The 26,157-nt window shown below is 65.0% G+C and carries 27 protein-coding genes and 2 pseudogenes; 19 read left to right on the forward strand and 10 right to left on the reverse strand.

What is annotated here, in order from left to right:
• Positions 1–994, reverse strand: a pseudogene (locus CXQ88_RS14985) (HNH endonuclease signature motif containing protein); the annotation flags it as partial.
• 160 nt (positions 995–1,154) lie between these two features.
• Positions 1,155–3,170, reverse strand: a complete 2,016-nt coding sequence (locus CXQ88_RS14990) for a beta-galactosidase (RefSeq protein ID WP_104044949.1) — start codon at positions 3,168–3,170, stop codon at positions 1,155–1,157.
• 177 nt (positions 3,171–3,347) lie between these two features.
• Here CXQ88_RS14990 and CXQ88_RS14995 point away from each other — a divergent pair, with 177 nt between their 5' ends.
• From CXQ88_RS14995 to CXQ88_RS21605, 6 genes are all read left to right on the forward strand, one after another.
• Positions 3,348–4,640, forward strand: coding sequence for an ABC transporter substrate-binding protein (locus tag CXQ88_RS14995; protein WP_104044950.1), 1,293 nt, complete (start codon positions 3,348–3,350; stop codon positions 4,638–4,640).
• A gap of 31 nt (positions 4,641–4,671) precedes the next feature.
• A complete protein-coding gene (locus CXQ88_RS15000) occupies positions 4,672–5,625 on the forward strand; it encodes a carbohydrate ABC transporter permease (protein WP_104044951.1) in 954 nt (317 codons plus the stop codon).
• Positions 5,622–6,539, forward strand: coding sequence for a carbohydrate ABC transporter permease (locus CXQ88_RS15005; protein WP_104044952.1), 918 nt, complete (start codon positions 5,622–5,624; stop codon positions 6,537–6,539). Before CXQ88_RS15000 ends, CXQ88_RS15005 begins: the two co-directional genes overlap by 4 nt.
• Before the next feature lie 19 nt (positions 6,540–6,558).
• The gene (locus tag CXQ88_RS15010; protein WP_104044953.1) at positions 6,559–7,188 is read left to right on the forward strand and encodes a Poxvirus protein I5; all 630 of its coding nucleotides are present in this window, start codon (positions 6,559–6,561) and stop codon (positions 7,186–7,188) included.
• Positions 7,189–7,291: 103 nt separating this feature from the next.
• Positions 7,292–8,554, forward strand: coding sequence for an MFS transporter (locus tag CXQ88_RS15015; protein WP_104044954.1), 1,263 nt, complete (start codon positions 7,292–7,294; stop codon positions 8,552–8,554).
• Positions 8,555–8,618: 64 nt separating this feature from the next.
• A complete protein-coding gene (locus CXQ88_RS21605) occupies positions 8,619–8,894 on the forward strand; it encodes a hypothetical protein (RefSeq protein WP_146069226.1) in 276 nt (91 codons plus the stop codon).
• 191 nt (positions 8,895–9,085) lie between these two features.
• Here CXQ88_RS21605 and CXQ88_RS22850 read toward each other — a convergent pair.
• Both CXQ88_RS22850 and CXQ88_RS15025 read right to left on the reverse strand, forming a co-directional pair.
• Positions 9,086–9,289: pseudogene (locus CXQ88_RS22850) on the reverse strand (hypothetical protein); the annotation flags it as partial.
• Between the two features lie 95 nt (positions 9,290–9,384).
• The gene (locus CXQ88_RS15025) at positions 9,385–10,653 is read right to left on the reverse strand and encodes a Gfo/Idh/MocA family protein (RefSeq protein ID WP_104044956.1); all 1,269 of its coding nucleotides are present in this window, start codon (positions 10,651–10,653) and stop codon (positions 9,385–9,387) included.
• 127 nt (positions 10,654–10,780) lie between these two features.
• Here CXQ88_RS15025 and CXQ88_RS21610 point away from each other — a divergent pair, with 127 nt between their 5' ends.
• Positions 10,781–11,056 carry a YesU family protein gene (locus CXQ88_RS21610; protein WP_258061907.1) on the forward strand — a complete coding sequence of 92 codons (276 nt, stop codon included), beginning with the start codon at positions 10,781–10,783 and terminating at the stop codon, positions 11,054–11,056.
• 138 nt (positions 11,057–11,194) lie between these two features.
• Here CXQ88_RS21610 and CXQ88_RS15035 read toward each other — a convergent pair whose 3' ends face one another.
• Complete coding sequence (locus CXQ88_RS15035) at positions 11,195–11,404, reverse strand: hypothetical protein (protein ID WP_104044957.1); 210 nt, start codon at positions 11,402–11,404, stop codon at positions 11,195–11,197.
• Positions 11,405–11,481: 77 nt separating this feature from the next.
• The gene (locus CXQ88_RS15040; RefSeq protein ID WP_104044958.1) at positions 11,482–12,096 is read right to left on the reverse strand and encodes an AAA family ATPase; all 615 of its coding nucleotides are present in this window, start codon (positions 12,094–12,096) and stop codon (positions 11,482–11,484) included.
• Positions 12,097–12,227: 131 nt separating this feature from the next.
• Here CXQ88_RS15040 and CXQ88_RS15045 point away from each other — a divergent pair, with 131 nt between their 5' ends.
• Entirely contained in the window at positions 12,228–12,602 is a 375-nt protein-coding gene (locus CXQ88_RS15045) for a DUF7793 family protein (protein ID WP_104044959.1), read from the forward strand.
• Positions 12,603–12,622: 20 nt separating this feature from the next.
• On the opposite strand, the gene CXQ88_RS15050 is transcribed toward CXQ88_RS15045, so the two are convergent.
• Complete coding sequence (locus tag CXQ88_RS15050) at positions 12,623–13,645, reverse strand: LacI family DNA-binding transcriptional regulator (protein ID WP_104044960.1); 1,023 nt, start codon at positions 13,643–13,645, stop codon at positions 12,623–12,625.
• Between the two features lie 150 nt (positions 13,646–13,795).
• On the opposite strand from CXQ88_RS15050, the gene CXQ88_RS15055 reads away from it, so the two are divergent.
• The 9 genes from CXQ88_RS15055 (at position 13,796) to CXQ88_RS15095 (ending at position 22,620) form a co-directional block, all read left to right on the forward strand.
• On the forward strand, positions 13,796–14,143 hold the full coding sequence (locus CXQ88_RS15055) for an L-rhamnose mutarotase (RefSeq protein ID WP_104044961.1): 348 nt from the start codon (positions 13,796–13,798) through the stop codon (positions 14,141–14,143).
• A gap of 94 nt (positions 14,144–14,237) precedes the next feature.
• Positions 14,238–15,404 (forward strand): L-rhamnose isomerase, encoded by a 1,167-nt coding sequence (rhaI, locus tag CXQ88_RS15060; RefSeq protein WP_104044962.1) that lies wholly within the window; start codon positions 14,238–14,240, stop codon positions 15,402–15,404.
• A 5-nt stretch (positions 15,405–15,409) separates the two neighbouring features.
• Positions 15,410–17,446: a bifunctional aldolase/short-chain dehydrogenase gene (locus tag CXQ88_RS15065; protein ID WP_104044963.1), complete on the forward strand. Its 2,037-nt coding sequence runs from the start codon at positions 15,410–15,412 to the stop codon at positions 17,444–17,446.
• Entirely contained in the window at positions 17,443–18,897 is a 1,455-nt protein-coding gene (locus tag CXQ88_RS15070; RefSeq protein WP_104044964.1) for a rhamnulokinase, read from the forward strand. Before CXQ88_RS15065 ends, CXQ88_RS15070 begins: the two co-directional genes overlap by 4 nt.
• A gap of 125 nt (positions 18,898–19,022) precedes the next feature.
• Positions 19,023–19,220, forward strand: coding sequence for a hypothetical protein (locus CXQ88_RS15075; protein ID WP_306736966.1), 198 nt, complete (start codon positions 19,023–19,025; stop codon positions 19,218–19,220).
• A 56-nt stretch (positions 19,221–19,276) separates the two neighbouring features.
• Positions 19,277–20,605: a glycoside-pentoside-hexuronide (GPH):cation symporter gene (locus CXQ88_RS15080; RefSeq protein WP_104044965.1), complete on the forward strand. Its 1,329-nt coding sequence runs from the start codon at positions 19,277–19,279 to the stop codon at positions 20,603–20,605.
• 212 nt (positions 20,606–20,817) lie between these two features.
• Positions 20,818–21,963 carry a 3-deoxy-7-phosphoheptulonate synthase gene (locus CXQ88_RS15085; protein ID WP_104044966.1) on the forward strand — a complete coding sequence of 382 codons (1,146 nt, stop codon included), beginning with the start codon at positions 20,818–20,820 and terminating at the stop codon, positions 21,961–21,963.
• Between the two features lie 155 nt (positions 21,964–22,118).
• Entirely contained in the window at positions 22,119–22,331 is a 213-nt protein-coding gene (locus CXQ88_RS15090) for a helix-turn-helix domain-containing protein (protein ID WP_104044967.1), read from the forward strand.
• 190 nt (positions 22,332–22,521) lie between these two features.
• Positions 22,522–22,620, forward strand: a complete 99-nt coding sequence (locus tag CXQ88_RS15095) for a 30S ribosomal protein bS22 (RefSeq protein WP_003792170.1) — start codon at positions 22,522–22,524, stop codon at positions 22,618–22,620.
• Between the two features lie 102 nt (positions 22,621–22,722).
• Here the strand turns inward: CXQ88_RS15095 and CXQ88_RS15100 are convergent, their stop codons facing one another.
• Positions 22,723–23,541 carry an HAD family hydrolase gene (locus tag CXQ88_RS15100; protein ID WP_104044968.1) on the reverse strand — a complete coding sequence of 273 codons (819 nt, stop codon included), beginning with the start codon at positions 23,539–23,541 and terminating at the stop codon, positions 22,723–22,725.
• Between the two features lie 77 nt (positions 23,542–23,618).
• Between CXQ88_RS15100 and CXQ88_RS15105 the strand changes: the two genes are divergently transcribed.
• Positions 23,619–23,873 (forward strand): glutaredoxin family protein, encoded by a 255-nt coding sequence (locus CXQ88_RS15105; RefSeq protein WP_104044969.1) that lies wholly within the window; start codon positions 23,619–23,621, stop codon positions 23,871–23,873.
• Between the two features lie 104 nt (positions 23,874–23,977).
• Positions 23,978–24,682 carry a redox-sensing transcriptional repressor Rex gene (locus CXQ88_RS15110; protein ID WP_104044970.1) on the forward strand — a complete coding sequence of 235 codons (705 nt, stop codon included), beginning with the start codon at positions 23,978–23,980 and terminating at the stop codon, positions 24,680–24,682.
• Between the two features lie 50 nt (positions 24,683–24,732).
• Here CXQ88_RS15110 and CXQ88_RS15115 read toward each other — a convergent pair whose 3' ends face one another.
• Together CXQ88_RS15115 and CXQ88_RS15120 are read right to left on the reverse strand one after the other, a co-directional pair.
• Positions 24,733–25,494, reverse strand: coding sequence for a hypothetical protein (locus CXQ88_RS15115; RefSeq protein WP_104044971.1), 762 nt, complete (start codon positions 25,492–25,494; stop codon positions 24,733–24,735).
• Between the two features lie 152 nt (positions 25,495–25,646).
• Entirely contained in the window at positions 25,647–26,147 is a 501-nt protein-coding gene (locus CXQ88_RS15120; RefSeq protein WP_258061909.1) for a hypothetical protein, read from the reverse strand.
• Between the last annotated feature and the right edge of the window lie 10 nt (positions 26,148–26,157).

Genomic DNA, 26,157 nt, shown 5'->3' on the forward strand with positions numbered 1-26,157 from the left:
GTGTGGTGAGGTGCTGGAGCCGGTGCAGGGTCAGGCTGATGATGGTCCCGGCCTTGGAGGACACGGCAGGACCGACCCCACCCTCACAGTGCGCGGTAACCGCGTTGGTGTCGCTGGTGTCCTCGACGGTGGCGGGGGTGGGGGTGAGGGCGGCGGCGAGGTGTTCGCGTGGGGCTGGGATGGTGTCGCCGGTGAGGGTGGTGGCGGGCAGGATGTCCGCGGCGAGGGCCAGCCGGCGGTGGGCTTCGCTTTTGCCGATCCGCAGCCGCTGGCGGAGGAACTCTGCGGTGTTGGCGCACCCGTCGTCCGCCGGGGACGTGACAACCCGATCCTGCCCCGCCGTCCCGGTCCTGGTCCTGACGGCACGGGCCACTGAAACGCTGGTGATTGAAGCGCTGACCCCGGAGCTGCTGGGCCCAGACCTACTGATCCCTAAGTCACCTGCAGTTGGAGCACTTGCTGCTGGTTCGCCGGGCGAGGCGGTGTCTGTTTCGTGCAGGGTTTCCACACCGTTGTCCCAGCCGGTGACCCAGCCCTTGCCCGTCCGGGACCGGCTGGCCCGTGCGGCGTCCGCGGCGGCAATGGCCTGTGTTCTGGTGCGGTCCACAGTCCCGGCACCGAGGACCTGCAGGTACTCCACGCTCCGGGAGAGTTCCTCAACCTGCCCGGCGAAATTAGCGGCTTGGACGTAGTCAGCCGCAGCAAGGGCCGCGGGTGCTGCGGCGGCGGCAGCGGCCAGGAGCCGGCCAACCTCCGCCAAGCTCAGCGGCTCAGCAACGTGAGCCGCCGCGGGGGCCGAGGCGAGGGGTACGACTTCACCCGGCCCAGCATCATGAGGGGCAGGATTGTCGGGAATAACGCGAAGGTGACCGGTAAGACTCAGGCGCGAGCCGCCGTCGTACGCTCCAGAGCCACGGGCGGAACTGGTCCCAGCCCGCGTAAGCACGCCGGTAGAACCGCCGAACTCCGCAAGCTGATCCCCAATGGCTTCCATAGGACAACTCTGCCAAAGACCACTGACAAAGTGCTGGCAAAAGTTGCCATGTGGACAACCTGCAACTCGCCCCGGTCTGGAGCCGACAACCACAAAAGCGGCCCCGGCCGCGGGCGTATACGGAAGGCCGGGACCACTAAACGCGGTCGTCCGCTTGGAGTCAGTCCTCGGCAATAACCACAACGCTGCCGGCTGGCACAACCCCTTCAAAAGGCTGGCCGGAGAGCAGGTCAACGCCGGAAGCCTGCACCGCACCGGGTGTAGGTGAGTGGTTGATGGCAAACAGGAAGCTGTGGCCGTCGTCGGAACGCCTGCGCGTCAGTTCAACTCCCGGGTCGGCCACAGTGACGGGCGCAACGCCGGAATCCTCCAGCAGCCGGTCCACGATCGACTCGATCCCGTCCCGGTCCGGGAACGTGGCGAGGTACCAAGCCACGCCGGAGCCCACCGTCCGCCGGGTCAGCGACGGCACGTCCTCCAGCGGATACTCCGTGAACGTCTGCACCACCTCGGCGCCGGCAAGGTGAAGGTGCTCGCTCCAGATCGTGGAAAACCCGCCGCCGCTCAGTTTCAGCTGGCCGCCGGCCAGCAGAGGGTGGAATTCCTCCACGCGCACGCCCAGCAGCTCGCGGAATGCTCCCGGGTAGCCACCAAGCCGCACGTGGTCCTTCTCGTCCACGATCCCGCTGAAGTAGCTCACCAGGACCGTTGCCCCGGCAGAAGCGGCAGCGGCAATATGTGCGGCGGCCTCGTCGGTGACCGTGTACAAGGTGCACACCAGCACGAGGTCGTAGCCTTCTAAAGAGGCGGAAGGGTGGACCATATCCACGGACACGCCCCGCAGGAACAGAGCCCGGTGGAATGCCCGCAGCAGGTCCAGGTACTTCACGTCCTGGCTCGGCTTGGAGTCGATTTCGCTCGCCCACCAGGCCTCGTAGTCGAAGACGATTGCAGCACGCGATTCCACCCGGGAACCGCGGACCGGGGCGAGGCGTTTCAAAGCAGCACCAAGGTCCACTACCTCGCGCCACACCCGTGTGTCCCGCCCGCCGTGCGGCACCATTGCCGAGTGGAACTTCTCCGAGCCAGCGAAGCTCTGCCGCCACTGGAAGAACATCACGGCGTCCGCGCCGCGGGCCACATGGGCCAGCGAGTTGCGCAGCATTTCGCCGGGCATCTTGGGCTGGTTGCGTGGCTGCCAGTTGACGGCCGACGTCGAATGTTCCATCAGGATCCACGGGTCACCTCCCGCGATGCCGCGGGTGAGATCAGCGCTGAACGCGAGTTCGATCTGCCGTTCGGGATCGGCGGCCACGAGGTAGTGGTCGTTGGCGATGACGTCCAGGTCCTTGGCCCAGTCGAAGTAGTCCATGGACTTTGTGGCGCTGGATGCCATCAGGTTGGTGGTGCAAGAAACCCCGGGGGTGACCTCCCGGAGGACGCCAACGAGTTCGCGGTAGTAGTCCATCAAAGCCCAGGAGTTGAAGCGCTGGAAGTCCAGCTGCTGGCCCGGGTTCAGGGTGGAAGGCGCGACGCCGGGCGGCAGGATCTCTTCGAATGAGCCGTAGTTTTGGGACCAGAAAGCAGTACCCCAAGCCGCGTTGAGCGCGCCGATGCTTCCATAACGCCGCTCAAGCCACGTGCGGAATGCTGCAGCGTCTTCTTCGCCGTAGAACTCGGAGACGTGGCAGCCCAGTTCGTTGTCCACATGCCATAGCGCCAGGGCCGGATGGTCCCTGTATCGCTCGGCGAGAACACGCGTGATGCCGCTGGCGTAGCGGCGGTAAACGGCCGACGACGGCGAGTAGTGCCGCCGCGAGCCCGGTCCCAGCACGGTTCCGTCCGCCGTTATGGGCAGGATTTCCGGATGCTTGCGTACCAGCCAGGCCGGGGGAGCGGCGGTGGCAGTGGCCAGGGCTACCTTGACGCCGATTCCGGCCAGGTTGTCCATCACCTCGTCCAGCCAGCCGAAATCGTACTTGCCCTCCTCCGGCTCCAGCAGTGCCCAGGAAAAGATCCCCACACTGAGGAAGTTCACGCCGGCTTCCTTCATCAGCTCCAGGTCCTCCAACCGGACGCTGACCGGCCACTGTTCCGGGTTATAGTCGCCCCCATAGGCGATACCTTCGATGTTGTTCCAAACCCGGGCCGGGCTGGAAGTTTCCTGCAAAGTCATGGGACTCCTTTGTCTGCTGGGAAGATGAAACTGGCTTGATAATCAGATCTCTGGAAAACGCTTGCCCATTTCCGGTAATGCCGATATTGTATCGTTTCAGAAGCCGTGTAAGCCAGCTCACTACTCACGTTGTAGGTTGGGCGACTGGGGTTGCACACATCGAGCAAGGAGGCTCTCATGATCAACAGAAGAAATTTCCTCACCACCGTAGCCGTAGGTACCGCATCTGCCGCGGCACTGGCGGCCTGTGGAACGGGCGGCGGCACCAGCGCCGGCGAGACTGGCTCTGCGGAAAACCCTGTCACCATCAACTACACCTGGTGGGGCAACGACGACCGCGCCGAGCGTACCCGCAAGGCAATCGCCTTGTTCGAGTCGAAGAACCCGGACATCAAGGTCAACGGCAACTTCACTGACTTCGCCGGCTACTGGCAAAAGCGTGCCACTGAAGCGGCGGGCGGCGGCCTGCCGGACGTGATGCAGTGGGACCTTTCCTACCTGCGAGATTACGGCCAGCGCAACCAGCTCCTGGACCTGGGCACTGTGAAGATCAACACCGATGCCTTTGACAAGTCCCTCCTGCCCTCGGGCCAGATCAGGGGCAAGACCTACGGTATCCCCACCAGCACCAACGCGTTCGCCGTCTACTACGATCCGGCCAAGCTGGCTACCCTGGGCATCGCTGAGCCGACAGGAAAGTGGACCTACAAGGAATTCAACGACTTCCTGACTGAGGTGGGCACCAAGAGCAAGAGCGCGATCTTCGGCTCGACCGACTACACCGGTGTCTGGTGGATGTTCAACATCTGGCTCCGCCAGAACAACATCGAGGCCTTCACCGAGGACGGCAAGCTCGGCTTCACCAAGGACGATATGAAGAAGTGGTGGAACCAGACCGCCGGTCTTCGCGGCACCCCCGCCATTATCACCGAAGAGCGCGTCACCCAGCTCGCACCCAAGTCCCCGTTCGGTTCTAACGTCACCGCCACCGAAGTCACCTGGGACAACTTCATGGCCGGTTACCTGGCGGACAGCGGCGCCAAGGAACTCAAGCTCGTTCCGGTCCCGTCCGATGACCCGGACAACCTGGGCCTCTTCCTGAAGCCGTCCATGCTGATGGTGGCCAGCGCCAAGACCAAGTTCAAGGATGCTGCTGCCCGCTTCATCGACTTCATGGTCAACGACCCCGAGGTGGGCCAGATCTTCAAGACCTCCCGCGGCGTTCCGGCGTCGAAGACCCAGCGTGACGGCACCACCTTCGAAGGTACGGACAAGCTCGTGGTGGACTACGAAAAGTCTATCGAGCAGTACCTCAAGGAAGCCCCCGAGCCGCCCATCGTCGGTTTCGGTACCCTCGAGGCCTCCTTCAAGCGCGTCAGCTCGGACCTGAACTACGGCAAGCTGACCATCGACGGCGCGGCCGACGCGTGGTTCAAGGAAGCCGAAGACCTCATCAAGCAGAACGCCTGATCCAGGCTTTCACAACTGACGGATTGAACTCGTGACTCAAAGCCCAACATTGAGCAGGCGTTCGGCGCCGTCCGCCTCCCCGCTGCCGCGCAAGTCGCGGCAGCGGGGGGCGGATGCCCGCGCCGGCTACACCTTCCTGCTGCCCTGGCTGCTGGGATTCATCGCCCTGACCCTGGGTCCGATGATTTCCTCGCTGTACCTGTCCTTCACCAACTACAACCTGTTCGATCCGCCCAAGTGGATCGGCCTGGATAACTACACCACCATGTTCCAGGACGAACGGTTCCTGCAGTCGGTGGGCGTGACCGTGGGCTACGTGGTCTTCGGTACGCCGTTGAAGCTCGCCGCGGCCCTGGCGGTGGCGATGCTGCTGAACAGCGCACGCAAGGGCCAGGGCTTTTACCGGTCCGCGTTCTACGCCCCGTCCCTGATCGGCGCGTCAGTCTCCATCGCGATCGTCTGGAAGGCCATGTTCGGCGATTCCGGACCGGTGGACCAGGGCCTGTCGCTCTTCGGCATCAACATCGGCGGCTGGGTGGGCAACCCGTCCATGACCATGCCGATGTTCATCCTGCTGACCGTCTGGCAGTTCGGCGCCCCGATGGTGATCTTCCTCGCCGGCCTCAAGCAGATCCCGGCGGACCTCTACGAGGCCGCGTCCATGGACGGTGCCGGCCCGGTACGGAAGTTCTTCAACATCACCTGGCCCATGCTATCCCCGGTGGTCTTCTTCAACCTGCTAATGGAAACCATCCACGCATTCCAGATCTTCAGCTCCGCCTACATCATCTCCAACGGTGAAGGCGGCCCCGCCGGCTCCACCCTCTTCTACACCCTCTACCTCTACCTGCGCGGCTTCAGCGACTTCCGGATGGGCTACGCCTCCGCAATGGCCTGGCTGCTCCTGATCGTCGTCGGCATCCTCACTCTGGTCATCTTCAAGACCTCCAAAGGCTGGGTCCACTACAGCGGAGACGCAAAATGACAACCACGGCAACCACCACCGAGTCCACGCCGGACGCCCAGGTGCCCAACTACAACCCCAAGTCCGAATCGGCCGGGGCCAAGCGCGCCAAGAGCACCCTCTTCCACATCGTCGCCCTCGCCCTGACGGCAGTGGTCCTGTACCCGGGCCTGTGGATGATCGCCTCATCGTTCAAACCGAACGCCGAGATCGGCGGCACCAACACGTCACTGTGGTCCAACAACTTCAGCTTCGACAACTTCGTCACCGCGATGGAGGGCATCGGCGGGGTATCCACCCTGACGTTCTTCACCAACTCCCTGATCCTGGCCGTCGGTGCAGTGGTGGGAACCGTCCTGTCGGCCAGCGTGTCAGCCTATGCGTTCGCCCGGATCAAGTTCCCCGGCCGCAGCATCTTCTTCGGCATGATGATCGCCACCTTGCTCCTGCCGTTCCACGTGGTGATCATCCCGCAGTACATCGTGTTCCAACAGCTCGGCCTGATCGACACCTACGTGCCGCTGCTGATCGGCAAATTCCTCGCCGCTGACGCGTTCTTCGTGTTCCTCATGGTCCAGTTCATGCGCAACCTCCCCGGTGAGCTGGACGAGGCCGCCAGGATCGATGGCGCCGGCCACGTCCGGATCTTCACCTCTATCATGCTCCCGCTGATGAAACCGGCCCTGATCTCAACCTCGATCTTTTCCTTCATCTGGAGCTGGAACGACTTCCTGGGCCCGCTGCTCTACCTCAACACCCCCGACAAATACCCGCTGCCGCTGGCCCTGCGGCTCTTCGTGGACCAGACCCAGTCCTCGGATTACGGCGCAATGATCGCCATGTCCGTCCTGGCCCTGCTCCCGGTCCTGATCTTCTTCCTCGTCTTCCAGCGCTACATCGTCGAAGGCGTCTCCACCCAGGGCCTCAAAGGCTAACGGAAAACCGAGACAGAAAATGAGCGTCATGGACAGCACCACACCCGCCCCCAACCACCACGAACCCGTCCCGGTAAACCGCTTCGCGCTGTTCTCCGAGACCCTCCTGGCCGGGGTGCTGGTGCTGGTGCTGTCCATTCCGCTGGTGACGATCCCCGCCGCGTATGCGGCGGGGATCGCCCATCTCGAACGGCACCTCTCCGGCCGGGACGATTCTGTCCGCGGCCTCTGGGACACTTTCAAGGCTGCCTTGCCAGGCAGCTGGAAGCTTGGAATTGCGACGGCGGCAGCCGCCGTCGTGATTGTCCTTAACCTTTTGCTCGCTTGGGTAGGGCAGCTGCCTGGCCGGGAAGTGGTCCTGCCGGCAACCCTGATCCTCGCTGCCGGGGCGGCCATCCTGCTCCTGCGTACCGCTGCCGCCTGGTCCGACTCCGCCGGCTCCCGCGCTGACGCCCGTAGTGCCTGGCGCTCCGCGCTTGAGACCGGACAGGCCCTGTCACTGAAGGACTGGAGCGGGTCCCTTCTGCTGGCCGCGGCGCTCTTCGGGGCAGTGGTGTTTGTGTGGATGCTGGCCGCACTCTTCGTGGTGGTTCCCGGCACCCTGATCCTTGCCGCCGCAGCAGTAAAGCTGCGCTCCACCCGCGCCTGAACCACCGCCGCTAAGCCCCAGTACCACCACCGGCGGCTGGTAACAACGGCACGCTATAAACATTTCCTGGTTCTGCCCGTTACTAATTTGAGTTGAGTCCGACGTGTCTTCCGACCGCCAGCGTTCCGAACAGTCCCTCCCTTCTCCGACGAGCCAGCCCCCGTGGTACCAGCCCCTGAAGCAGCGCAACTACCGTCTCTTCCTGGCACTGGTATTCACCGGCAGCGTGGGTGTGTGGATGCAGCGGCTCGCCCAGGACTGGCTGGTGCTGCAACTGACCGGCAGCCCCGCCGCCGTGGGGGTGGCCGTCGCACTGCAGTTCCTGCCCATGCTGATTGTGGGACCACTCAGCGGCCTGCTCGTGGACATGTTTCCCAAACGCCGCATCATGCTGGCCTGCCAGGCCGTCATTGCCTTCCTCGCGGTTGGCCTGGCCGCGTGGGCAGCCAGCGGGACCATCACCGTCTGGGCGGTGTACGCGAGTTGTATAGCACTCGGCGTAACCTCGGCCATTAACCAGCCCGCCATGACCGTGTTCGTCAACGAGGTAGTGGGCGACGCCGCCCTCAGGCCCGCCATCGGCATCAACAATGCCATCGGCCAACTGGGCGCGATGGCAGGACCTGCCCTGGCTGGAATAGTCATTGCCCAGGTTGGATCAGCTGCGGCGTTTGCGGCCAACTCGCTGCTATGCCTGCTGGTGCTGTGTCTGATTGCCGCCATCCGCCCGGCTGAGCTGCATCCGAGCATCCCGGCTGAACGGGGCCGGGGCCAGCTCCTGGCCGGGTTCCGCTACGTCCGCGAACGGCCTTCGCTGCTGCTGATCATTGCCCTGGCCGGGCTTCTGGGGATGTTCGGCATGAACGGACCTGTAGTGCTGGCGGCATTTGCTGAACGAGTGTGGCACAACGGCGTTGAAGGGTTTGGGCTGTTCAACACCGTCAGTGCCATCGGCGCCCTTGCCGGTGCTCTGCTGGCGGCCCGCCTACGGGGCCTGGGGCGGAAGGGGATCGTGCTTGCGGCAGGCCTGTTTGGGCTGTCCCAGCTGGTTGCGGCCCTGATGCCCAGCCTCACCCTTTTTATTGTGATGCTGGTGGTGGTGGGCCTGATGACCCTGCTGTTCCTCACCAGCGCCGCAACGGCCGTGCAGCTTGAGGCCGGTCCGGAGATCCGCGGCCGGGTGATGGCCCTCTATCTGCCCCTCTTGCTAGGCGGACACGCCCTCGGCGGCCTGCTGGCCGGTTGGCTGACGGAGCAGTTCGGCGTGCGGATGGGGCTCGTGACAACCGGCGGGCTGGGCATGCTGTCCGCCGCCGTTATCGGTTTTCTGCTGTGGAGGCATTCCCGGAGGAGCGCACTGGCCTGATACCTACTTTCGGGTATTGCGGGTGTCAGGCTTCGCTGGCCGGAGGGAACGTCCAGGTGCCGGAGTGGATTCGGAAATCCGCGGTCTCCTTGCTGCCGTCTCCGCCTGCGTGCCGGCCGTCCGGACTGATGGCGCCCGCCGGGAAACCAACAAGGAGCTCGACGCCGTCCACGGAAGTGACGGCCTTGCCGTCGTCGAGGCGTCCAGGACACGCCACTCCTTAGTCGCCGGGCTTGCCTTCGCGCTGGCCAGGACCTCGGCGGCACCGCGAAGCGCCACGTCCCCGGCGGGACTGAGTTCCAGCAGCAGGCCGTCACCGGACTGGAGCTCCGGACGATGAGCCCGGCAATGCGCATCATTGGCGGACGCGGGCGTGGAGCCGGCAATGGCGAATCGGAGGACAGGGCATGGGCAGGCAGGAACAGCGTACCGGGCACACGCAGTGCACTGTCCAGAACCTCCAGCGGGGCGCGGCCGCCCGGAGCACGGTGTACGCAGTCCGCCCCAGCCGGTGTCAGAAAGGTCGGTGCTCAACTGCTGCGGCGCAAACCAGGCGCCCGGCAGACCCGCGGCGTCCCACACCCGGACGCGACTCCCGTAGTCCGCGTCGTCGTCGAGCACTGGTCCCTCATAGGCAGCAAAGGCGGGCGAGTCCGAGGCAACCCGGCCGGAGCTCCACCGCGGCGACCCTGCGCCATCCTCAACCACGGCCGCGCAGCCGGTCTGGCGGGCCCGGGAGGGATCCGAATCTCTGGGCTGGGCAGCAGGTGGGTTGCATGCAGTTGCCCTTGAACATCACGCTACGTGTCTGTTCCGAGACCGGGGTGCGGTCATGTAACCTGCAGGGTGAAGGCGTGCGGGGCGGTACCGGCCCAGGGCAGCCCCAATTCACTGAAGGTGGCATGCTGCCCGGCGGCACGCGCCAGGGCGTCCTCGATGCCGGTGACCACTGCGTGTGCCGCATCCCCCTCGCCTTCCCAACGGAAGTGCGCCTCATCGATGGGCGCCGGCAGCGGGGCAGTTCGAATGGCTTCCAGGACGAGCATAAAAGCACCGCTGTCCAGGAGCGGGCTGATGAGCGGAGCCCCGGTGTTGCGATGGGCCAGCAGGTTTTCCGTCAGGTCGTCCCGGCCGAAGACCTCCTCGGAACGGCCGGCAGCTGTCTCCACCGTCAGGCGGTCCTCGGTGTAGTGGAAGACCGCCGTGCCCGCCGAGCCCTGGAGGGTCACGTAGGGCTCCACGGACTCGGTGGCGCACAGTGTGAGGGCGCAGGTGATGGGCAGTCCCGCGCTGGTTCGGATCCGGATCACCGAGGTGTCATCCGATTCGATCTGATTGGCACGGTAGAGCTCGGTTTCCAGGGAAGCGATGTCGGCCGTGGTGCGTGCCCCGGCAATTCTCAGCGCTGTCGCCACCGCATGGGCCAGGGGATTGGTGGCCACGCCGTCCACCACGTCCACGCCGCGAATGGTGCGTTTGCCGGCCCAGCGGGACCGCTTGTAGTAGGCCCGGTCCCGCACCCAGCGGCCGGTGGCAGAGATGCCCTGAAGGGTGCCTATGGTTCCGTCCGCCAGGAGCTGTTCGATGGCCTCCAACGCGTGGGAACCCAGGCTCTGGAAGCCGATCTGGACACTCCTGCCATTGCCCGCAGCAGCGTCGCAAAGCCGGCTGAAGTCCGCCAGCGACGCGACCGGCGGCTTTTCCAGGTAGAGGTCGGCCGCGGTGGCCAGTGCTGCCAGGCCGAGCGGGGCATGGGTCTGGATGGGGGTGGCAACAATAATCAAATCCAGCCCGCTGGTATCCGCGAGCAGTTCGGCCAGCCCGGGAAAGACGGCGGTTGTTGCAGGGACGGAGCCGGGGGCCGGGGGATTGGGGTCAGCAACAGCAACAAGGCGGACGACGCCGGCGGCCTGGAGGCGTTCCAGGTTCTGCAGGTGGTGCGTGCCGAAGCCGTGGACACCTACCAGCGCCACCCGCGCTGCAGGTCCGCCGGGGTGCTCCGCCACGGGCTCCGCCGCGGCCTGCGCGTCAGTGGCAGGTACCGGATCGTGTGGGTTCCGGGGCTGGGTCCCGGCGACGGTGCCGGCTGGCGTTCCCATGGTGCTCCAATTCCGCCCGGACAGGGCACGGTGTTATTCGGCGCCCGTCGTTGGCAAGCGCTTTCCGCCTTCCAGTGTGCGGCACGACCGCCCTTGGAGTCCAGTTTATGTAACGATTCAAAATGATTTGACCTACGCCCTGGGAGGTCTAGATTTTCGAGAGCCGAAGGAACGCTCGCACTGGCCCGACGGGCTCACGGACACCACGCTCTTCTCGCAGCAGGGTGCCGCCCTCGTTGGGCTGTCCGGAGTGTTGGACGATGAAGAGTTCGGGGATCACGCCCACTGGTCATTCTGGTGCCCGGATGAGTTCCCGGGCGGCATCCGGATCAGCTGGCAGTTCTTTCCTGTAGAGGAGGTTGGGTTCCTGGGCCATGCGGCCTGGTTCCTGTTTGTGCCCTGAATAATGTCCCTCGGGCACCACGAATACCTATTGCCGCTGAGAGGCATAAGTTCACCTATGCCCGCCCCGGCCCATGAGCCCCGGCGCATCCCCCTGCTGAATGCCGACCACGGCAGTTGGGGCGTGCGTGGGAGCAGGTCAGGCAATGGCTTCCAGCGAGAGTTCCTCCACCGCGGACTGGAGAGCGTGCAAGTCGAACCACTCGACGGGCAGCACGTCATGAATGAAGGCATCAAAATCAAAGGGATGGCAGTGCCCGCCGTGGTTCCAATAGAGGATCCAGAGGTCGATCAGGCCAAGATCCTTCCGCTGCAGCAGGTGTCTCGCTGTGTGCCGCAGGTCATCCATAACCAATCCTTGCTTCTGCTACCCCCGCCCCACAAGGGCAGCAGCAGTGTTTGCCGCGACAGATTTTTGTAGTGGTGTCACTGGGGGCAGGAGGCGCTGGATTCCAATACGCCGGTGATGATCTGCTGCAGCTGCAGGGCACTGCTTTCGGTGGAGCCGCCCGCATCAATGACAACAAAACCGGGATACCAGGGCAGTTCGGTGTAGGCTCTCCTGAACCTTTGGAGGTCGTCGAGGTTTTCCTGGTCCTCGCCCCTGAGTGCAATCCGTTCGTACGCCTGCTCAGCCGTGACGTCGAAATAGACAACGGCCTGAGCCTTTGGCAGCATTCCCAGCAGGGCTTCCAGCATCCGGCGGCGGCGTATGCCCCGGGCTTTGCGGAGGGCCAGCTGGCAGTACAGGTGCCTGTCCATAATGACCAGCCCGTCGAAGCGCCCTGCGCGCAGGTGGTTGAGCAGGACGTTGTAGACCCTGACAACGGTTTCGACGATATCCGCCACCTGGGCGGGCAGCGGCAACCCGAAGCGCCGGGCCAGGGCCGAGATGGTTTTGCGCCCTGAGTAGTTGCCCAGGACCAGCACCGGTGTGCCCGGCATGAGTTCCTCCACACCCTGAACGGCAGTCGACTTGCCGGCACCATCAATTCCCAGCACCACAATGAGGGCGGATGGTCGTCTTGAGCGTTGTGTCATGTCTCTTTCATAAGGAGGTGCACTGTGCCTGCGGTTCGGGAAGCCTCTGGACAGGCCGTGAAAGCAGGTGAGGACGGCTCCGGGTCAAAGTAGGAGCAGAATAGGTGAGTCTGCACTGGAGGGAGACCGGCATGGAGCCTGTAATGGTTGATGGTGGCAAGGGCACCGTGGAATTGCGTTCCGACGGTGTCATCCACCTTATCTGGGAGCCGCAAGTCCGTATAGAACAGCAGGACGCCCAGGCAGCAATGGCAGCTGTCAACGAGATAGCAGGGGAGGGGACTTTCCCCATGCTGGTGGACATGGCCACTACCGAAAACGTCACCAGGGCAGCCCGTTCCGTATTCTCCATCCCGTGTGCGGCGAACCGGATTGCGCTGCTCGGCTCCAGCCCGGTGGACCGGATCCTGGCCAACTTCTTCCTGGGCGTCCACATCCCGCCGTGCCCCACCCGCTTCTTTACCTCCAGGACAGAGTCCATGGACTGGCTGCAGCAGGCCGGCTAGTCCGCCGGCGGTAAGTCCGGTCAGCCCGCGGACGGCGCCGCGGTACTTTGCCGGACCACCAGTTCCGGGGTGAAGATGACTGCGCGGTGCCGGGGGTGCTGGGCTTCAACCTCTTCGGCCAGGAGTTCGATGGCCGTCCTGCCCAAGGCTTCGGTGGGCTGCCGGATGGAAGAGAGGGGCACCACGGCGGAGACTGCGAAGTCGATGTCGTCGTAGCCGATCAAGGCGATGTCCTCCGGAATCCGGAGGGTGTGCGTCATGGTGAGCGATTGCATGACTCCGAGCGCCAGGAGGTCGTTGGCGCAAAAGATCCCGTCTGGAAGCGCGGCGCGGTCCCGCTCCACCAGTATGTTGCCGACGCTTCGCCCGGCCAGGACAGTCTGGCCTTCCGAAACCAGCACCTCCAGCGTGGCCTCCGGTTCTTCCTTCACGGCCCGCTGGGCGCCCTGCAGGCGGTCCGCCACCTGGCGGATGGACGTGGAGCCACCCACAAAGGCGAGCCGACGGCGGCCGGTGTCCAGCAGGTGCCGGGCAGCGAGGTACCCCCCGGCGTCGTCGTCAACAGCCACTGAGCTGAACTTATCCTCGTCAGCCAACCGGTCCACCAGGACGGTGGGCACGCCGCGCTCGCGGAGGAGGTCCAGGCGCTCGCTGACATCGCCCACGGGCGAAATGAGGAGGCCCTGGACGCGTTGCTCCTGGAACAGGTCGATGTAGTTTGCCTCCCGGCCGGCGTCGTGCCCGCTGTCGCCCAGCAGCACGGCACTGCCCTGGAGGGCGGCTGCATCCTCGGCAGCCCGCACCACGGACGTGAAAAAGGGGTTTCCCACGTCCAGGACGATGAGGCCTATGGTGCGGCTGTGGCCGGCGCGCAGCTGGCGCGCTGCGTCGTTGCGGACGAAACCGAGTTCATCGATGGCACGCAACACCCGTTCCTTGGTCCGCTGCGAGACCCTGTCCGGGTAGTTCAGCACATTCGAAACGGTGCCTACCGCCACGCTGGCGTGGTTGGCTACGTCCTTGATGCTGGCTGAGCGATTCATGATTCTCCGTGCTGGTGGGCCGAGTGCGGATGCCTCCCGGTGTTGTAGGGAAGCAGGTCCCGGAATGCTTGACACCTAGTCAGATTCAAGAGTACTTTGAATCGTAACAATGAAACGATTCAAAGATTCGCGAGTTCAGGAGAGTTCCAAATGAGGGTGTGCTTCCGTTCCTCGGTTCAGCCGGCGCTGATCGACGAATACCGCCGCCGGCACGCCGCCGTTTGGCCGGAGATGCTCAGGGCGCTCAAGGCCGCCGGCTGGAACAACTACTCGCTTTTCCTCGGCGAGGATGGGCTCCTGATCGGATACCTGGAATGCGACGACTTCGACGCGGCCCGGGCCCGCATGGCCCTCGCGGGCGTAAACGCCCGATGGCAGGCTGAAATGGCAAAACTTTTCGAAGACACGGACCAGGCGCCCGACGAGGGGTTCCAGGTACTTGAGGAAGTCTTCAATCTTGACAGCCAGCTCGCGGCGGCAGAGTCCTCCGCCCTCTGACTTGCACGGCGCGCTCCAGCAGCGGGGCCGCACCGGAACACAGCAATACCAACCAGACCCCAGCTCAACAAAGACACCGGAAAGAACCATCATCATGAATGACGTAGCAACGGCGCTGGGCAGGCTCGAGGAGCTTGCCATCGAGGTCCCTTCGTGGGCTTATGGAAATTCGGGTACGCGGTTTAAGGTGTTCGGTACGCCGGGCACCCCGCGTACTGTGCAGGAGAAGCTTGCGGATGCGGCGAAGGTCCACGAGCTGACTGGTCTGGCTCCCACCGTTGCGCTGCACATCCCGTGGGACAAGGTGGATGACTACGCCGCCTTGAAGGAGTACGCCGCCGGGTTGGGCGTTGGCTTGGGCACGATCAACTCCAACACGTTCCAGGATGATGAGTACAAGTACGGTTCGCTGACCTCGTCCAATGAGTCTGTCCGCCGCCGTGCCGTGGACCATCACCTGGACTGCATTGAGATCATGCACGCCACGGGGTCGACGGATCTGAAGATCTGGCTGGCTGACGGCACGAACTACCCGGGCCAGGATGATATGCGAGGCCGCCAGGACCGCCTGGCTGATTCCCTGCAGGAGATTTACGCGGCGCTGGGTGAGGAGCAGCGGCTGGTGCTGGAGTACAAGTTCTTCGAGCCGGCTTTCTATCACACCGATGTTCCGGACTGGGGCACCTCGTACGCGCAGACACTTGCGCTGGGGGAGAAGGCGTTTGTCTGCCTGGACACCGGTCACCACGCTCCGGGCACGAACATCGAGTTCATCGTGATGCAGCTGCTGCGCCTGGGCAAGCTGGGTTCCTTTGACTTCAACTCCCGCTTCTACGCCGATGATGACCTGATTGTTGGTGCGGCGGACCCGTTCCAGCTGTTCCGCATCATGGTTGAGGTGATCCGTGGCGGCGGTTACGGCAAGGACTCCGGTGTTGCGCTTATGCTGGATCAGTGCCACAACCTGGAGGAAAAGATCCCGGGCCAGATCCGCTCGGTCCTGAATGTCCAGGAGATGACCGCCCGTGCCCTGCTGATCGACACTGAAGCATTGGCTGAAGCCCAGCGTGCCGGGGATGTGCTGGCCGCGAACGGCGTCTTCAACGATGCCTTTTACACTGACGTCCGCCCGGTCCTGGCCGAGTGGCGTGAATCCCGCGGCCTGCCCGCGGACCCGCTGGCCGCGTTCAAAGCCAGCGGTTACCAGAAGAAGATCAATGAGGACCGCGTGGGCGGCCAGCAAGCCGGATGGGGCGCGTAACGAGCATGACTAACAAGACTGTTGAAGACCTGATTTCGCGTTCCAACCGCCTGGGCGCGGACAAGCGGAACACCAACTTCGCCGGCGGCAACACCTCCGCGAAGGGCACCGAGAAGGACCCGGTCACGGGCGAGGACGTCCAGCTGTTGTGGGTCAAGGGCTCCGGCGGGGACCTCGGCACGCTGAAGGCGGAGAACCTCGCGGTGCTGCGCCTGGACCGGTTGAACGCGCTGAAGAACGTCTACCCGGGCGTTGAGCGTGAGGACGAGATGGTGGCCGCGTTCGATTACTGCCTGCACGGCAAGGGCGGCGCGGCTCCCTCGATCGACACCGCCATGCACGGCCTGGTGGACGCCGCGCACGTGGACCACCTGCACCCGGACTCCGGCATCGCGATCGCCACCGCGGTGGACGGCGAAGCCCTGACCACCAAGATCTTTGGCAACAAGGTTCTCTGGGTTCCCTGGCGCCGCCCCGGTTTCCAGCTGGGCCTGGACATCGCCACGATCAAGGAAGCCAACCCGCAGGCCATCGGCACCATCCTGGGCGGGCACGGCATCACCGCCTGGGGCGCCACCAGCGAAGAAGCCGAGCAGAACTCGCTGTGGATCATTGAGCAGGCCGAGAAGTACATCAAGGACAACGGCAAAGCCGAGCCCTTCGGTTCCAGGCTCCCGGGCTACGCAGCCCTGCCCGAGGCAGAGCGCCGCGCCAAGGCCGCAGCCCTGGCACCGGTGATCCGCGGCCTGGCCTCCACGGACAAGCCCCAGCTGGGGCACTTCAGTGATGACGCCGTCGTCCTGGACTTCCTCGAAGCCGCCGAGCACCCTCGCCTCGGCGCGCTGGGCACCTCCTGCCCGGACCACTTCCTGCGCACCAAGGTCAAGCCGCTGATCCTGGACCTGCCCGCCGACGCCTCAATCGAGGACTCGATCGCCCGGCTGCACGAGCTGCACGCTGACTACCGCGAGGACTACCAGGCCTACTACGACCGCCACGCCGACGCCGGGTCCCCGGCGCTGCGCGGCGCTGACCCGGCCATCGTGCTGATCCCCGGCGTGGGCATGTTCTCCTACGGCGCGAACAAGCAGACCGCACGGGTGGCCGGCGAGTTCTACATCAACGCGATCAACGTGATGCGCGGCGCCGAGGCGATCTCCACCTACGCCCCGATCGAGGAATCCGAGAAGTTCCGGATCGAGTACTGGGCGCTGGAGGAAGCCAAACTGGCCCGGCTGCCCAAGCCCAAGTCCCACGCCACCCGCATCGCCCTGGTCACCGGCGCCGCGTCCGGCATCGGCAAGGCCATCGCCACCCGCCTCGCCGCCGAAGGCGCCTGCGTGGTGATCGCCGACCTGAACCTGGAAAACGCCGAAAAGGTCGCCACCGAGCTCGGCGGCCCCGACGTTGCCATCGGCGTCCAGGCCGACGTCACGGACGAGGCACAGGTCGCGGCCGCGATCGACACCGCCGTGCTGGCGTTCGGCGGCGTGGACCTGGTGGTCAACAACGCCGGCCTGTCCATTTCCAAGCCGCTGCTGGAAACCACCGAGAAGGACTGGGACCTGCAGCACAACGTCATGGCCAAGGGCTCGTTCCTGGTAGCCAAAGCCGCCGCGAAGGTCATGATCGCCCAGGGCCTGGGCGGGGACATCATCTACATCTCCTCCAAGAACTCCGTGTTCGCCGGCCCGAACAACATCGCCTACTCCGCCACCAAGGCAGACCAGGCCCACCAGGTGCGGCTGCTCGCCGCGGAACTGGGCGAGCACGGCATCCGCGTCAACGGCATCAACCCCGACGGCGTGGTCCGCGGCTCCGGCATCTTCGCCGGCGGCTGGGGCGCCAAACGCGCCGCCGTGTATGGCGTGGACGAAGAGAAACTGGGCGAGTACTACGCCCAGCGGACCCTGCTCAAGCGCGAAGTCCTGCCCGAGCACGTGGCCAACGCCGCAGCCGTCCTCACCAGCAACGAACTGTCCCACACCACCGGCCTGCACATCCCCGTGGACGCCGGAGTGGCCGCAGCCTTCCTCCGATGACAGCGCATGTTTCAGATGTCGACGGCGGTATGTTCGCCGCCGTCGACATCGGCGCCTCCTCCGGCCGGGTCATCCTGGGCCGCGTCACCGAGGATGATGTGCATCTCGAGGTGGTGCACCGCTTCCCCAACGGGGTGCTGGAGATCGACGGCGGCCTCCGCTGGGACTTCAACGCCCTCTTCACCGAGGTCCTCACGGGCCTCGCGGCGGCGGCCACCGCCGCCGCCGCACAGGGTGAACGGGTAGCCAGCATCGGCATCGACACCTGGGCCGTGGACTACGGCCTGGTCAACGCCGCCGGCGATCTGACCGCCCAGCCGTTCAGCTACCGCGACGACCGCAGCCGCACCGCCGTCGAACCCGTCCACCGGAAACTGGACCCGGCCCGCCTGTACGGCACCACCGGGCTGCAGTTCCTGCAGTTCAACACCATCTACCAGCTGGCCACCGAGCCGGACCTAGACGGGCTGCAGGCACTCCTGATCCCGGACCTGATCGCGTTCCTCCTGACCGGACAGCGCCGGACCGAGGCCACCAACGCCTCCACCACCGGCCTGTTCGACGCCGTCGCGGGGGAGTGGGCCACCGAGTTCCTCACCGCCCTGGGCCTGCGGAAGGACCTGTTCCCGCCACTGATCCAGCCCGGCGAAACCATCGGCACCCTCCTGCCGGCCATCGCCGCGCAGGTAAGACTGCCCCAGGACACCCGGGTAGTGGCCGTCGGCTCGCACGACACCGCCTCCGCCGTCGCCGCAGTCCCGGCACAGGAAGAGGACTTCGCCTACATCTCCTCCGGCACCTGGTCGCTCGTGGGGCTCGAACTGAAGCACCCCGTCCTCACCGAGGCCAGCCGCGAGGCGAACTTCACCAACGAACGCGGCGTGGACGGCACCATCCGCTACCTCCGCAACATGGGCGGCCTCTGGCTGCTGAGCGAATGCCAGCGGACCTGGGCGGAAGAAGGGTTCCGGCCCGAGCTTCCCGCCCTGCTGGCCGCGGCGGCCGCACTGCCCCCGGGCGGGCCGCAGATCAACCCGGACGATCCCTACTTCATCGCCCCGGACAACATGCCCGAGCGCATCAGGGGCGCGGTCCGCCGCGCCGGAGAAATACTGCCGAACGATCCAGCGGCCATTACCCGCTGCATCATGGACAGCCTCGCCGCCGGCTACGCCCGCACCATCCGCGACGCCGAACGGCTCGCCGACCGTCCCGTGGACGTGGTCCACGTCGTAGGCGGCGGCTCCCAAAACCAACTGCTCTGCCAACTCACCGCCGACGCCACGGGCAGGAAAGTGGTAGCAGGACCGGTGGAAGCCACAGCCCTCGGCAACGTCCTGGTACAGGCCCGCGCTGCCGGGTACGTTGCCGGCGGGCTGGGAGAACTCCGTGCCCTGGTGGTGGGCAGCAGTCCACTGCAGGTTTTTGTGCCGGAGCTCTCGCGGCTGTAACCCCGGGCATCCCCGGGGCCTGCGGGCGTCCGACCGCCGATCCCCACCCCTCCGCCGGAGAAGTGGCACACGCGGGCCTGATGACCCGGGGTGCCGGCAGCCGGCAGGACTACTAATTCCGGCGGGTGTACGTGGACGCCTACCGTGCGGTGGAGGCGGTACAGAGCCACCCGGAGACCGATCGAGAACAGGCAAGCGCTGCCGATTCATCCGGCACGGGCGCGGCCAAGGAGATCGAGGTGTACTGGTTCAACAACCACGAAGGCGGCCAGGAACACGATCGGATGAAGCAATTGCTGTTTCTGCGCAAAATCTTGGGGTAAGTTCCTTTTGTGGGCTTGAGAAAACGGTTTCCGGGCCCGGCGGGAACAAGGAATCAATGAAGAAACTCAGCAGGCTCAGCGTTTTCGGCTACGGCGCCGGCGACGCAGCCAACAGCATGATCATCAGTACCGGGAACATGTTCCTGCTTGTGTACTACACGGACGTGGCGGGCATCGGCGCAGCGGCGGCAGGAACCCTGCTGCTGGTCGCACGGGTCTTTAACGCCTTTACTGATGTGGCGGCGGGCCGCATCGTGGACCGGGTCCACAGCAAACGGTGGGGAAAGTTCCGCCCGTTCCTGATGTTCGGGTTCGTTCCCCTGCTGCTGAGCGTGGCGGTGTTCCACGTTCCGGACGTCGACCCGTCCATAAAGCTGCTATACGCGTCCTGCACATATGGCCTGGTGTGTATTACCTACAGCATGGTCAACGTGCCTTACGGCTGCCTGGTGGGGGCCATGACGCAGGACGCCAAAGACCGCGCGCGGCTCGGGGGTGCGCGGACCATTGGCGGGTTGTCGGTGGGAGCCACCCTTGGCTTCTTTATCGCACCGCTCCTCGGTGCCGGCCAGGACATGCAGCAGATCTTCACCTGGCTCACCCTGGCTTTCGCCATCGTCGGGTCCCTGCTCTACATCTTCACGGGCACCGTCTGCGTTGAGCAGGTTTCCGGCAGCATCCCCAAAATCACCCTTCGCCAGAGCATGGCAGCGCTGAAGGCAAATTCCCCGCTGGTAATCCTCTGTGTCAGTTCCGTCCTATTCGTCACCGGAACGTCCGCGACGGGCGCCTCCCAGTTCTACTACCTCCGCGATGTCCTCTCCCGGGTGGACCTGTTCCCCGTCATGGCCGCCGCACAGGTGGTCATTACCCTGACGCTGGCTGTGCTGATGCCGCGTCCCGTGGCCCGCTGGGGCAAGCGGGCGGTATACAGCGTTGGTGGAGCGTTCGGGGCGCTGGGCGGCGTGCTGGTTTTCCTGGCCCCGGCGGACGCACCACTGCTCGGCCTGGCGGGCCTCGTCCTGGGGCTCCTTGCCTCTGCTTCGGTCAGCATCGTGACGTGGGCCCTGATCGCCGACACCGTGGAATACGGGGAGTGGAAAACCGGCGTCCGGGTCCAGGGCATCAACTACGCGCTTTTGGCTGCCACCAGGAAACTGGGCATGGGGTTCGGGGCCGGCGTGGTTGCCTTCTCACTGGCCTGGGGCGGTTACATCTCGGGTACGGCTGAGCAGTCTGACGCAGCCACCCTCGCCATCAGGGCAGCGGCGGGACTGCTGCCGGGGGCCCTGGTGCTGGCATCCGTCGGGATCATGCACTGGTACCGACTGACGGACCAAAAGCACGCGGAGCTCGTGGCCAGCATGTCCCGTGACGCGACGTAACACTTTGCGGCCGCGGCGGGCTGCGGTTATGGTTCATGGCATGACAAACCGTTGGTATGCGTATTTTTCGTTGGCTCTGGAGGGGCCCGCGTCTAACTGACACGCATCCAACTTTCCTTCAGAGCCAACAGGGCAGAGATCATTCTCTGCCCTTCGCCGTTTCTCCGGCGGGTTCTGACTGGGCCCGCTCCTATCTGGAACAGGACCCGAACATGAGCACCGCAACAGCCCCCGCAGTCATCACCGCCGGCAACTCCCGCAGGGAATCCACCGCAAAGTCGACGTCCAACCTGCGCGTCAGCGAATTCACATCGCTGCCCACCCCTCAGGAACTCATCACCGAACTGCCGTTGGACGCCCGGGCGGCAGGCGTCGTCGAACGCGGACGCGACGAAGTCCGCGCCATCATGGACGGCGTGGACGACCGCCTGCTGGTGATTGTGGGCCCTTGCTCGATCCACGATCCCGAGGCAGGGCTGGAGTACGCGCGGCGGCTGGTCAGCCAGGCGGAGAAGCACCAGGAAGACCTGCTGATCGTCATGCGGACCTACTTCGAGAAGCCCCGCACCACGGTGGGATGGAAGGGCCTGATCAACGATCCGCGCCTGGACGGCAGCCACGACATGGTCACCGGACTCCGGACTGCACGGCACTTCCTGCAGCAGGTCACCGCGCTCGGACTCCCCACCGCCACCGAATTCCTCGAGCCCATCAGCCCGCAGTACATGGCGGACCTGATCTCGTGGGGTGCCATCGGGGCCCGCACCACCGAGAGCCAGATCCACCGGCAGCTCGCGTCCGGCCTTTCCATGCCCATCGGCTTCAAGAACGGGACCGACGGCGACCTCCAGGTAGCCATCGACGCCTGCGGTGCCGCCGCGGCGGCCCAGGCTTTCCTCGGCATTGACGGCGACGGCCGGGCAGCGCTGGTGGCCACCGCCGGCAACCCGGATACCCACGTCATCCTCCGCGGCGGACGCAAGGGGCCCAACTACTCCGCAGCCGACGTCGAAAACGCCTCCGCCAAGCTCGCCGGCAAGCAGCTGAACCCGCGCCTCATCGTTGACGCCAGCCACGCGAACAGCGGCAAGAGCCACCACCGCCAGGCCGAGGTGGCACTGGAGATCGGTGCCCAGCTCGAGGACGGCGGGGCTTCGGCGCATGCCATCGCCGGGGTTATGCTCGAAAGCTTCCTGGTGGGCGGCGCGCAGAACCTCGATGTTGCCGAGCACGCTGCCGGCCGGTTGGAGCTCGTCTACGGACAGAGCGTGACGGATGCGTGCATGGACTGGGACGTTTCCGTCCCGGTGCTGGACCAGCTGGCGGCGTCCGCACGCAAGCGCAGGACGGCCAAATAGGGGAGCAATTAGGGGGACGTTACTACTTTCACTTCTGCCACAGGAACATCTAGAGTATCTAGGAGATGGTTGGTGGATGGCTCAGCATCGGAACACCGCATTGGCACGTACCTGGGGTGACTGTTGTCCATCCGTCAGCAAAGGAAAATAGGGAAATGTCTGCAGAACAGAACTTCTCCAACGCGAAGTTCCTGACCGTGGCTGAAGTAGCCCAGGTCATGCGCGTATCCAAAATGACCGTTTACCGCCTGGTCCACTCCGGCGAGATGCCGGCAGTGCGGTTCGGCCGCTCCTACCGGGTCCCCGAAACCGCCGTGGACCAGTACCTCAAAGGCGCCGTAGTGGACGGCCACACGGAAACAGCCTGAGCCTTCCCCGTCGCATTCGCCGTATTTCCGCCGGTCGGAGTCCCTCCGGTCAGAAGCCGCCCCGATAAGCGGTACCCTGTTAAGGAACGTTTTACGTCATTGTAAGAATCTGTCAGTTGTTCAGTTCGTAGCTCTGTCCACGAACACTTTCCATCAGACAGGTACTGCATCTAGTTTGTGAGGAACTTTCGTGGGTTCAGTTATTAAGAAGCGTCGCAAGCGTATGGCCAAGAAGAAGCACCGCAAGCTGCTTCGCAAGACCCGTCACCAGCGCCGCAACAAGAAGTAGAGATACTTCGAACAGCGCAGAAATGCCCGTCGCCTTCCGAGGCGGCGGGCATTTCGTTTTCCTGGGCTCCCAACTAGGTAGCAGTAGGTGTCGTTTTGCTACCTAGACGCGGGGGCCTCGGATGCGGGCGAAGCCTTTCCAGAGTCCGTAGACGGCGCCGCAGGCAGTGGCTGCCTTGAGGCCGAAGGTTGCTGCCCGGCGGCCGGCCCGGAAGTCGTAGACCGGCCAGTTGTGGTCGCGGGCGTGGCGGCGGAGGCGGACGTCGGGGTTGATGGCCACCGGATGGCCCACCAGGGTGAGCAGCGGAATGTCGTTGTAGGAGTCGCTGTAGGCCCAGCAGCGTTTGAGGTCCAGTTCCTCGGCGTCCGCAATGGCCTGGACGGCCACTGCCTTGGCGGAGCCGTGCAGGATGTCTCCCACCAGGCGGCCGGTGTACATGCCCTCCGAAATCTCCCCGACCGTACCCAGCGCACCGGTGAGTCCCAGCCGGGTTGAGATCACAGTGGCAACCTCGATCGGCGTCGCAGTCACCAGCCAGACCCGCCGGCCCACCCGCAGGTGCTGCTCGGCCAAGGCCTTTGCGCCGGGCCAGATCCGAGAGGCGATCATCTCGTCGTAGACCTCCTCGCCGAGGGCCTTGACGTCGTCGACCGTAATACCGGCGGCGAGGGTGAGTGCGGAGTCCCGGACAGCATGGACGTCGTCCATGTTCTCGCCGCGGGCCACAAACTTGAACTGCTTCCATGCGAACCCGGCCGCCTGGGCAATTGTGAAGGCACCGCGCTGGTGCATCTTGCGGGCAACATGGAAGAGGCTGGCGCCGCGCATGAGGGTATTGTCCACATCGAAGAACGCCGCCTCGCCGGGCTGCGGCGCCGCAACCGGCTTGGTGACTACGGCGACGTATTTCTCCTCGGGCATAAGGCTGAGTCTAGTCAATCAAGTCGCTGGACACCGTCGGCGTCGCGGGGCACAGTCAACGGGGCTACGGTTAAGTCATGGCCACACCGCGCGTCGTCCTGATCACCAAAGCTGACTGCCACCTTTGCGAAGAAGCGCGCGACGCCGTGGGCCGGGTTACCGCCTCGCTGGGGCTTGAGTGGACGGAAGAGTTGGTGGACCACCAGCCGGAACTGCAGGACCGGTACGCCGAAGAGATCCCGGTGGTGCTGGTGGACGGCGTGCAGCGCGACTTCTGGAAGATCGATGAGATCCGGCTGGAACGCGTGCTGCAGCGGGCCATGGCCCAATAGGGGAGCAGTGCCGGTGAGCACGTACGTTTTGTGGCCCGCTGCTTTGTTGGCATCGGCCGGAGGGCTCTAGAGTGGAGTCACAACGCGATGCGAGGGAGGGGCTGGTGGCTTCGCTGGAACCAACTCCCCAGGCTGTCCCGGGTCTTCCGGACACCACGGGTGCGCCGGCCAAACAGATTCCGCCCGCAGCGGTGGCCAGGCTGACGCTCTATCTGCGTGCCCTCAACACCCTGCTCGCCGAGGGAGTGGAGCGCGTCTCCTCCGAATCCCTCGCTGAAGCCTCCGGTGTCAGTTCAGCCACGTTGCGCAAGGACCTGTCCCACGTGGGCTCCTACGGTACCCGCGGCGTTGGCTACGAAGTGCAGTACCTTAGCCGGCACATTGCCGCGGCGCTGGGTCTGACGCATGACTGGAAGGTCGCCATCGTCGGTGCCGGCAACCTGGGCAAGGCGCTGGCGCGCTACGGCGGCTTCGAATCCCGGGGATTCGACGTCGTTGCCATCTTTGACGCTGACCAGATGGTGGTGGGCAACGAAGTGGGGTGGCTGCGCGTCAGCGACGTGGCCGACCTGGAAACAGTGCTGCACCGGACGGGAGCGAACATGGTGGTGCTGGCGCTGCCGGCCGCCGTGGCGCAGGATGTCTGCGACCGTGTGGTTGCCGCGGGTGTACGCAGTGTCCTGAGCTTCGCCCCCGTGATGCTCCAGGTGCCCGAGGGGGTCAACCTCCGCAAAGTGGACATGGCCACTGAACTGCAGATCCTGGCCTACCACGCACAGCGGGCGCAGGCCCCGGGGCAGACCGCCTAGGCTTCAGGCAGTTCCGGGACCCACACCCGCAAGGGTGGGAATTGCATGGTTTACCGGCCGTAGGGGTTCCCCATGCCGCCGCCGTAAGGGTTGGCAAAAGGCTGCTGCTTCTGGAAGTAGGGCGCAGCCGCCGGCAGGTAGAGCAGGACGATGGCGGCGATCCCCAGGAGGGTGCCAAGGGTTCCGAGGCTGGGGACGCCGAACAGGCCGAAGATGGACAGCGCCGCGAAGACGGTCCCCAGGATACGTGCCCAGTTCTTGCCCTTGCGGACGAAGAAGGCAACCAGCAGGTAGAGTCCTGCGCCGAGGATTGCAAACACCACCAGGGTGCCGGCGATGACGCCCTTGATGTCCTCGTAGGAGACGCCCGCTCCGGTGCCCTCCACCTGCTGCTCAAAGGTCTGGCGGAATACGGGGTCGTCCAGCTGGGTGAGCCCGGTAAGCATCGAGATGACGAAGATCGCGGCGGAGGCGATCAGCAGCCAGAACGAGATGTTGACCAGCTGCGGCACGCCGTTGCTGCCCGTGGGCTGCGGCTGCTCCGACGGGTACTGGGCGTAAGGGGACTGGCCGTATGGCTGCTGCCCGTACGGCTGCTGGCCGCCGAAGCCCGGTGCCTGCGGCGGGTTCTGGCCATACTGCGGAGTATTTTCCCCGTACTGCGGGGCGCCGGACTGGCCGTACTGAGGCGCGTTCTGTCCGTACTGGGGGGCGTTCTGTCCGTACTGCGGGGCATTGTCCCCGTAGCGCGGCTGCTGGTTGCCCTGCTCCGGATCGTTGGGCACTGGAGGCGGGACGGGAGGGTTACTCATGAGCTGTCCTTTGGCGTGGCGGGTTTTGGTAGGCTGCCGGGTTTCGGTCCTGTGCCCTACCCCCAGCATGGCTTAAGTCCACCGTACCCCCGGACTGGCGGCATACGAGTCATTCCAGGGAGGTATTCTGCCCCTGCCCGGCGGTTGCCCCGCTATGCCTTGCTACCTCTGTTCCTTACCGCTTCGAACCAGGCCTGCGAGTTGGGCAGCCAGAGCAGGATCGTTGCTGCGAGGCTGATCACGAAGCCCGCCCAGTTCCCGCCTTGGCCAACACCCATCGCAAGATTGATAAGCGCCAGGAGAAGGGTGACGCCGGTCAGGACGGTGAGGGCCAGCCGCGCCCACTGCTTTCCCTCTTTCATCCTCAGCGCGAAGACGATCTGCGCGGCGCCCACGGCAGCCGCCAGCAGCATGAGCAGCAGAACCCCCACGGCCGCACCGGGGGCCGCGGCAAAAAGCACCAGCGAGGCAAGCATGCCCAGCATGCCTCCCAAAAGGCCGAGGATGCCGCCGACGAACCAGATCCAGAACGCGACCTTGAGCTCGGTGGGAAGCCCCGCCACCGAGAACATGCCGGTGAAGCCGTTGCGGGGCCGGGTGCTGTCGAAGTTGCTCATGGCCATCACTGTAGCCCTGCCGTCTGCAGGGGACATGCTTAAAAGG

It is taken from the genome of Arthrobacter sp. ZGTC412 (genome assembly GCF_002929215.1).
Taxonomy (GTDB): domain Bacteria; phylum Actinomycetota; class Actinomycetes; order Actinomycetales; family Micrococcaceae; genus Arthrobacter.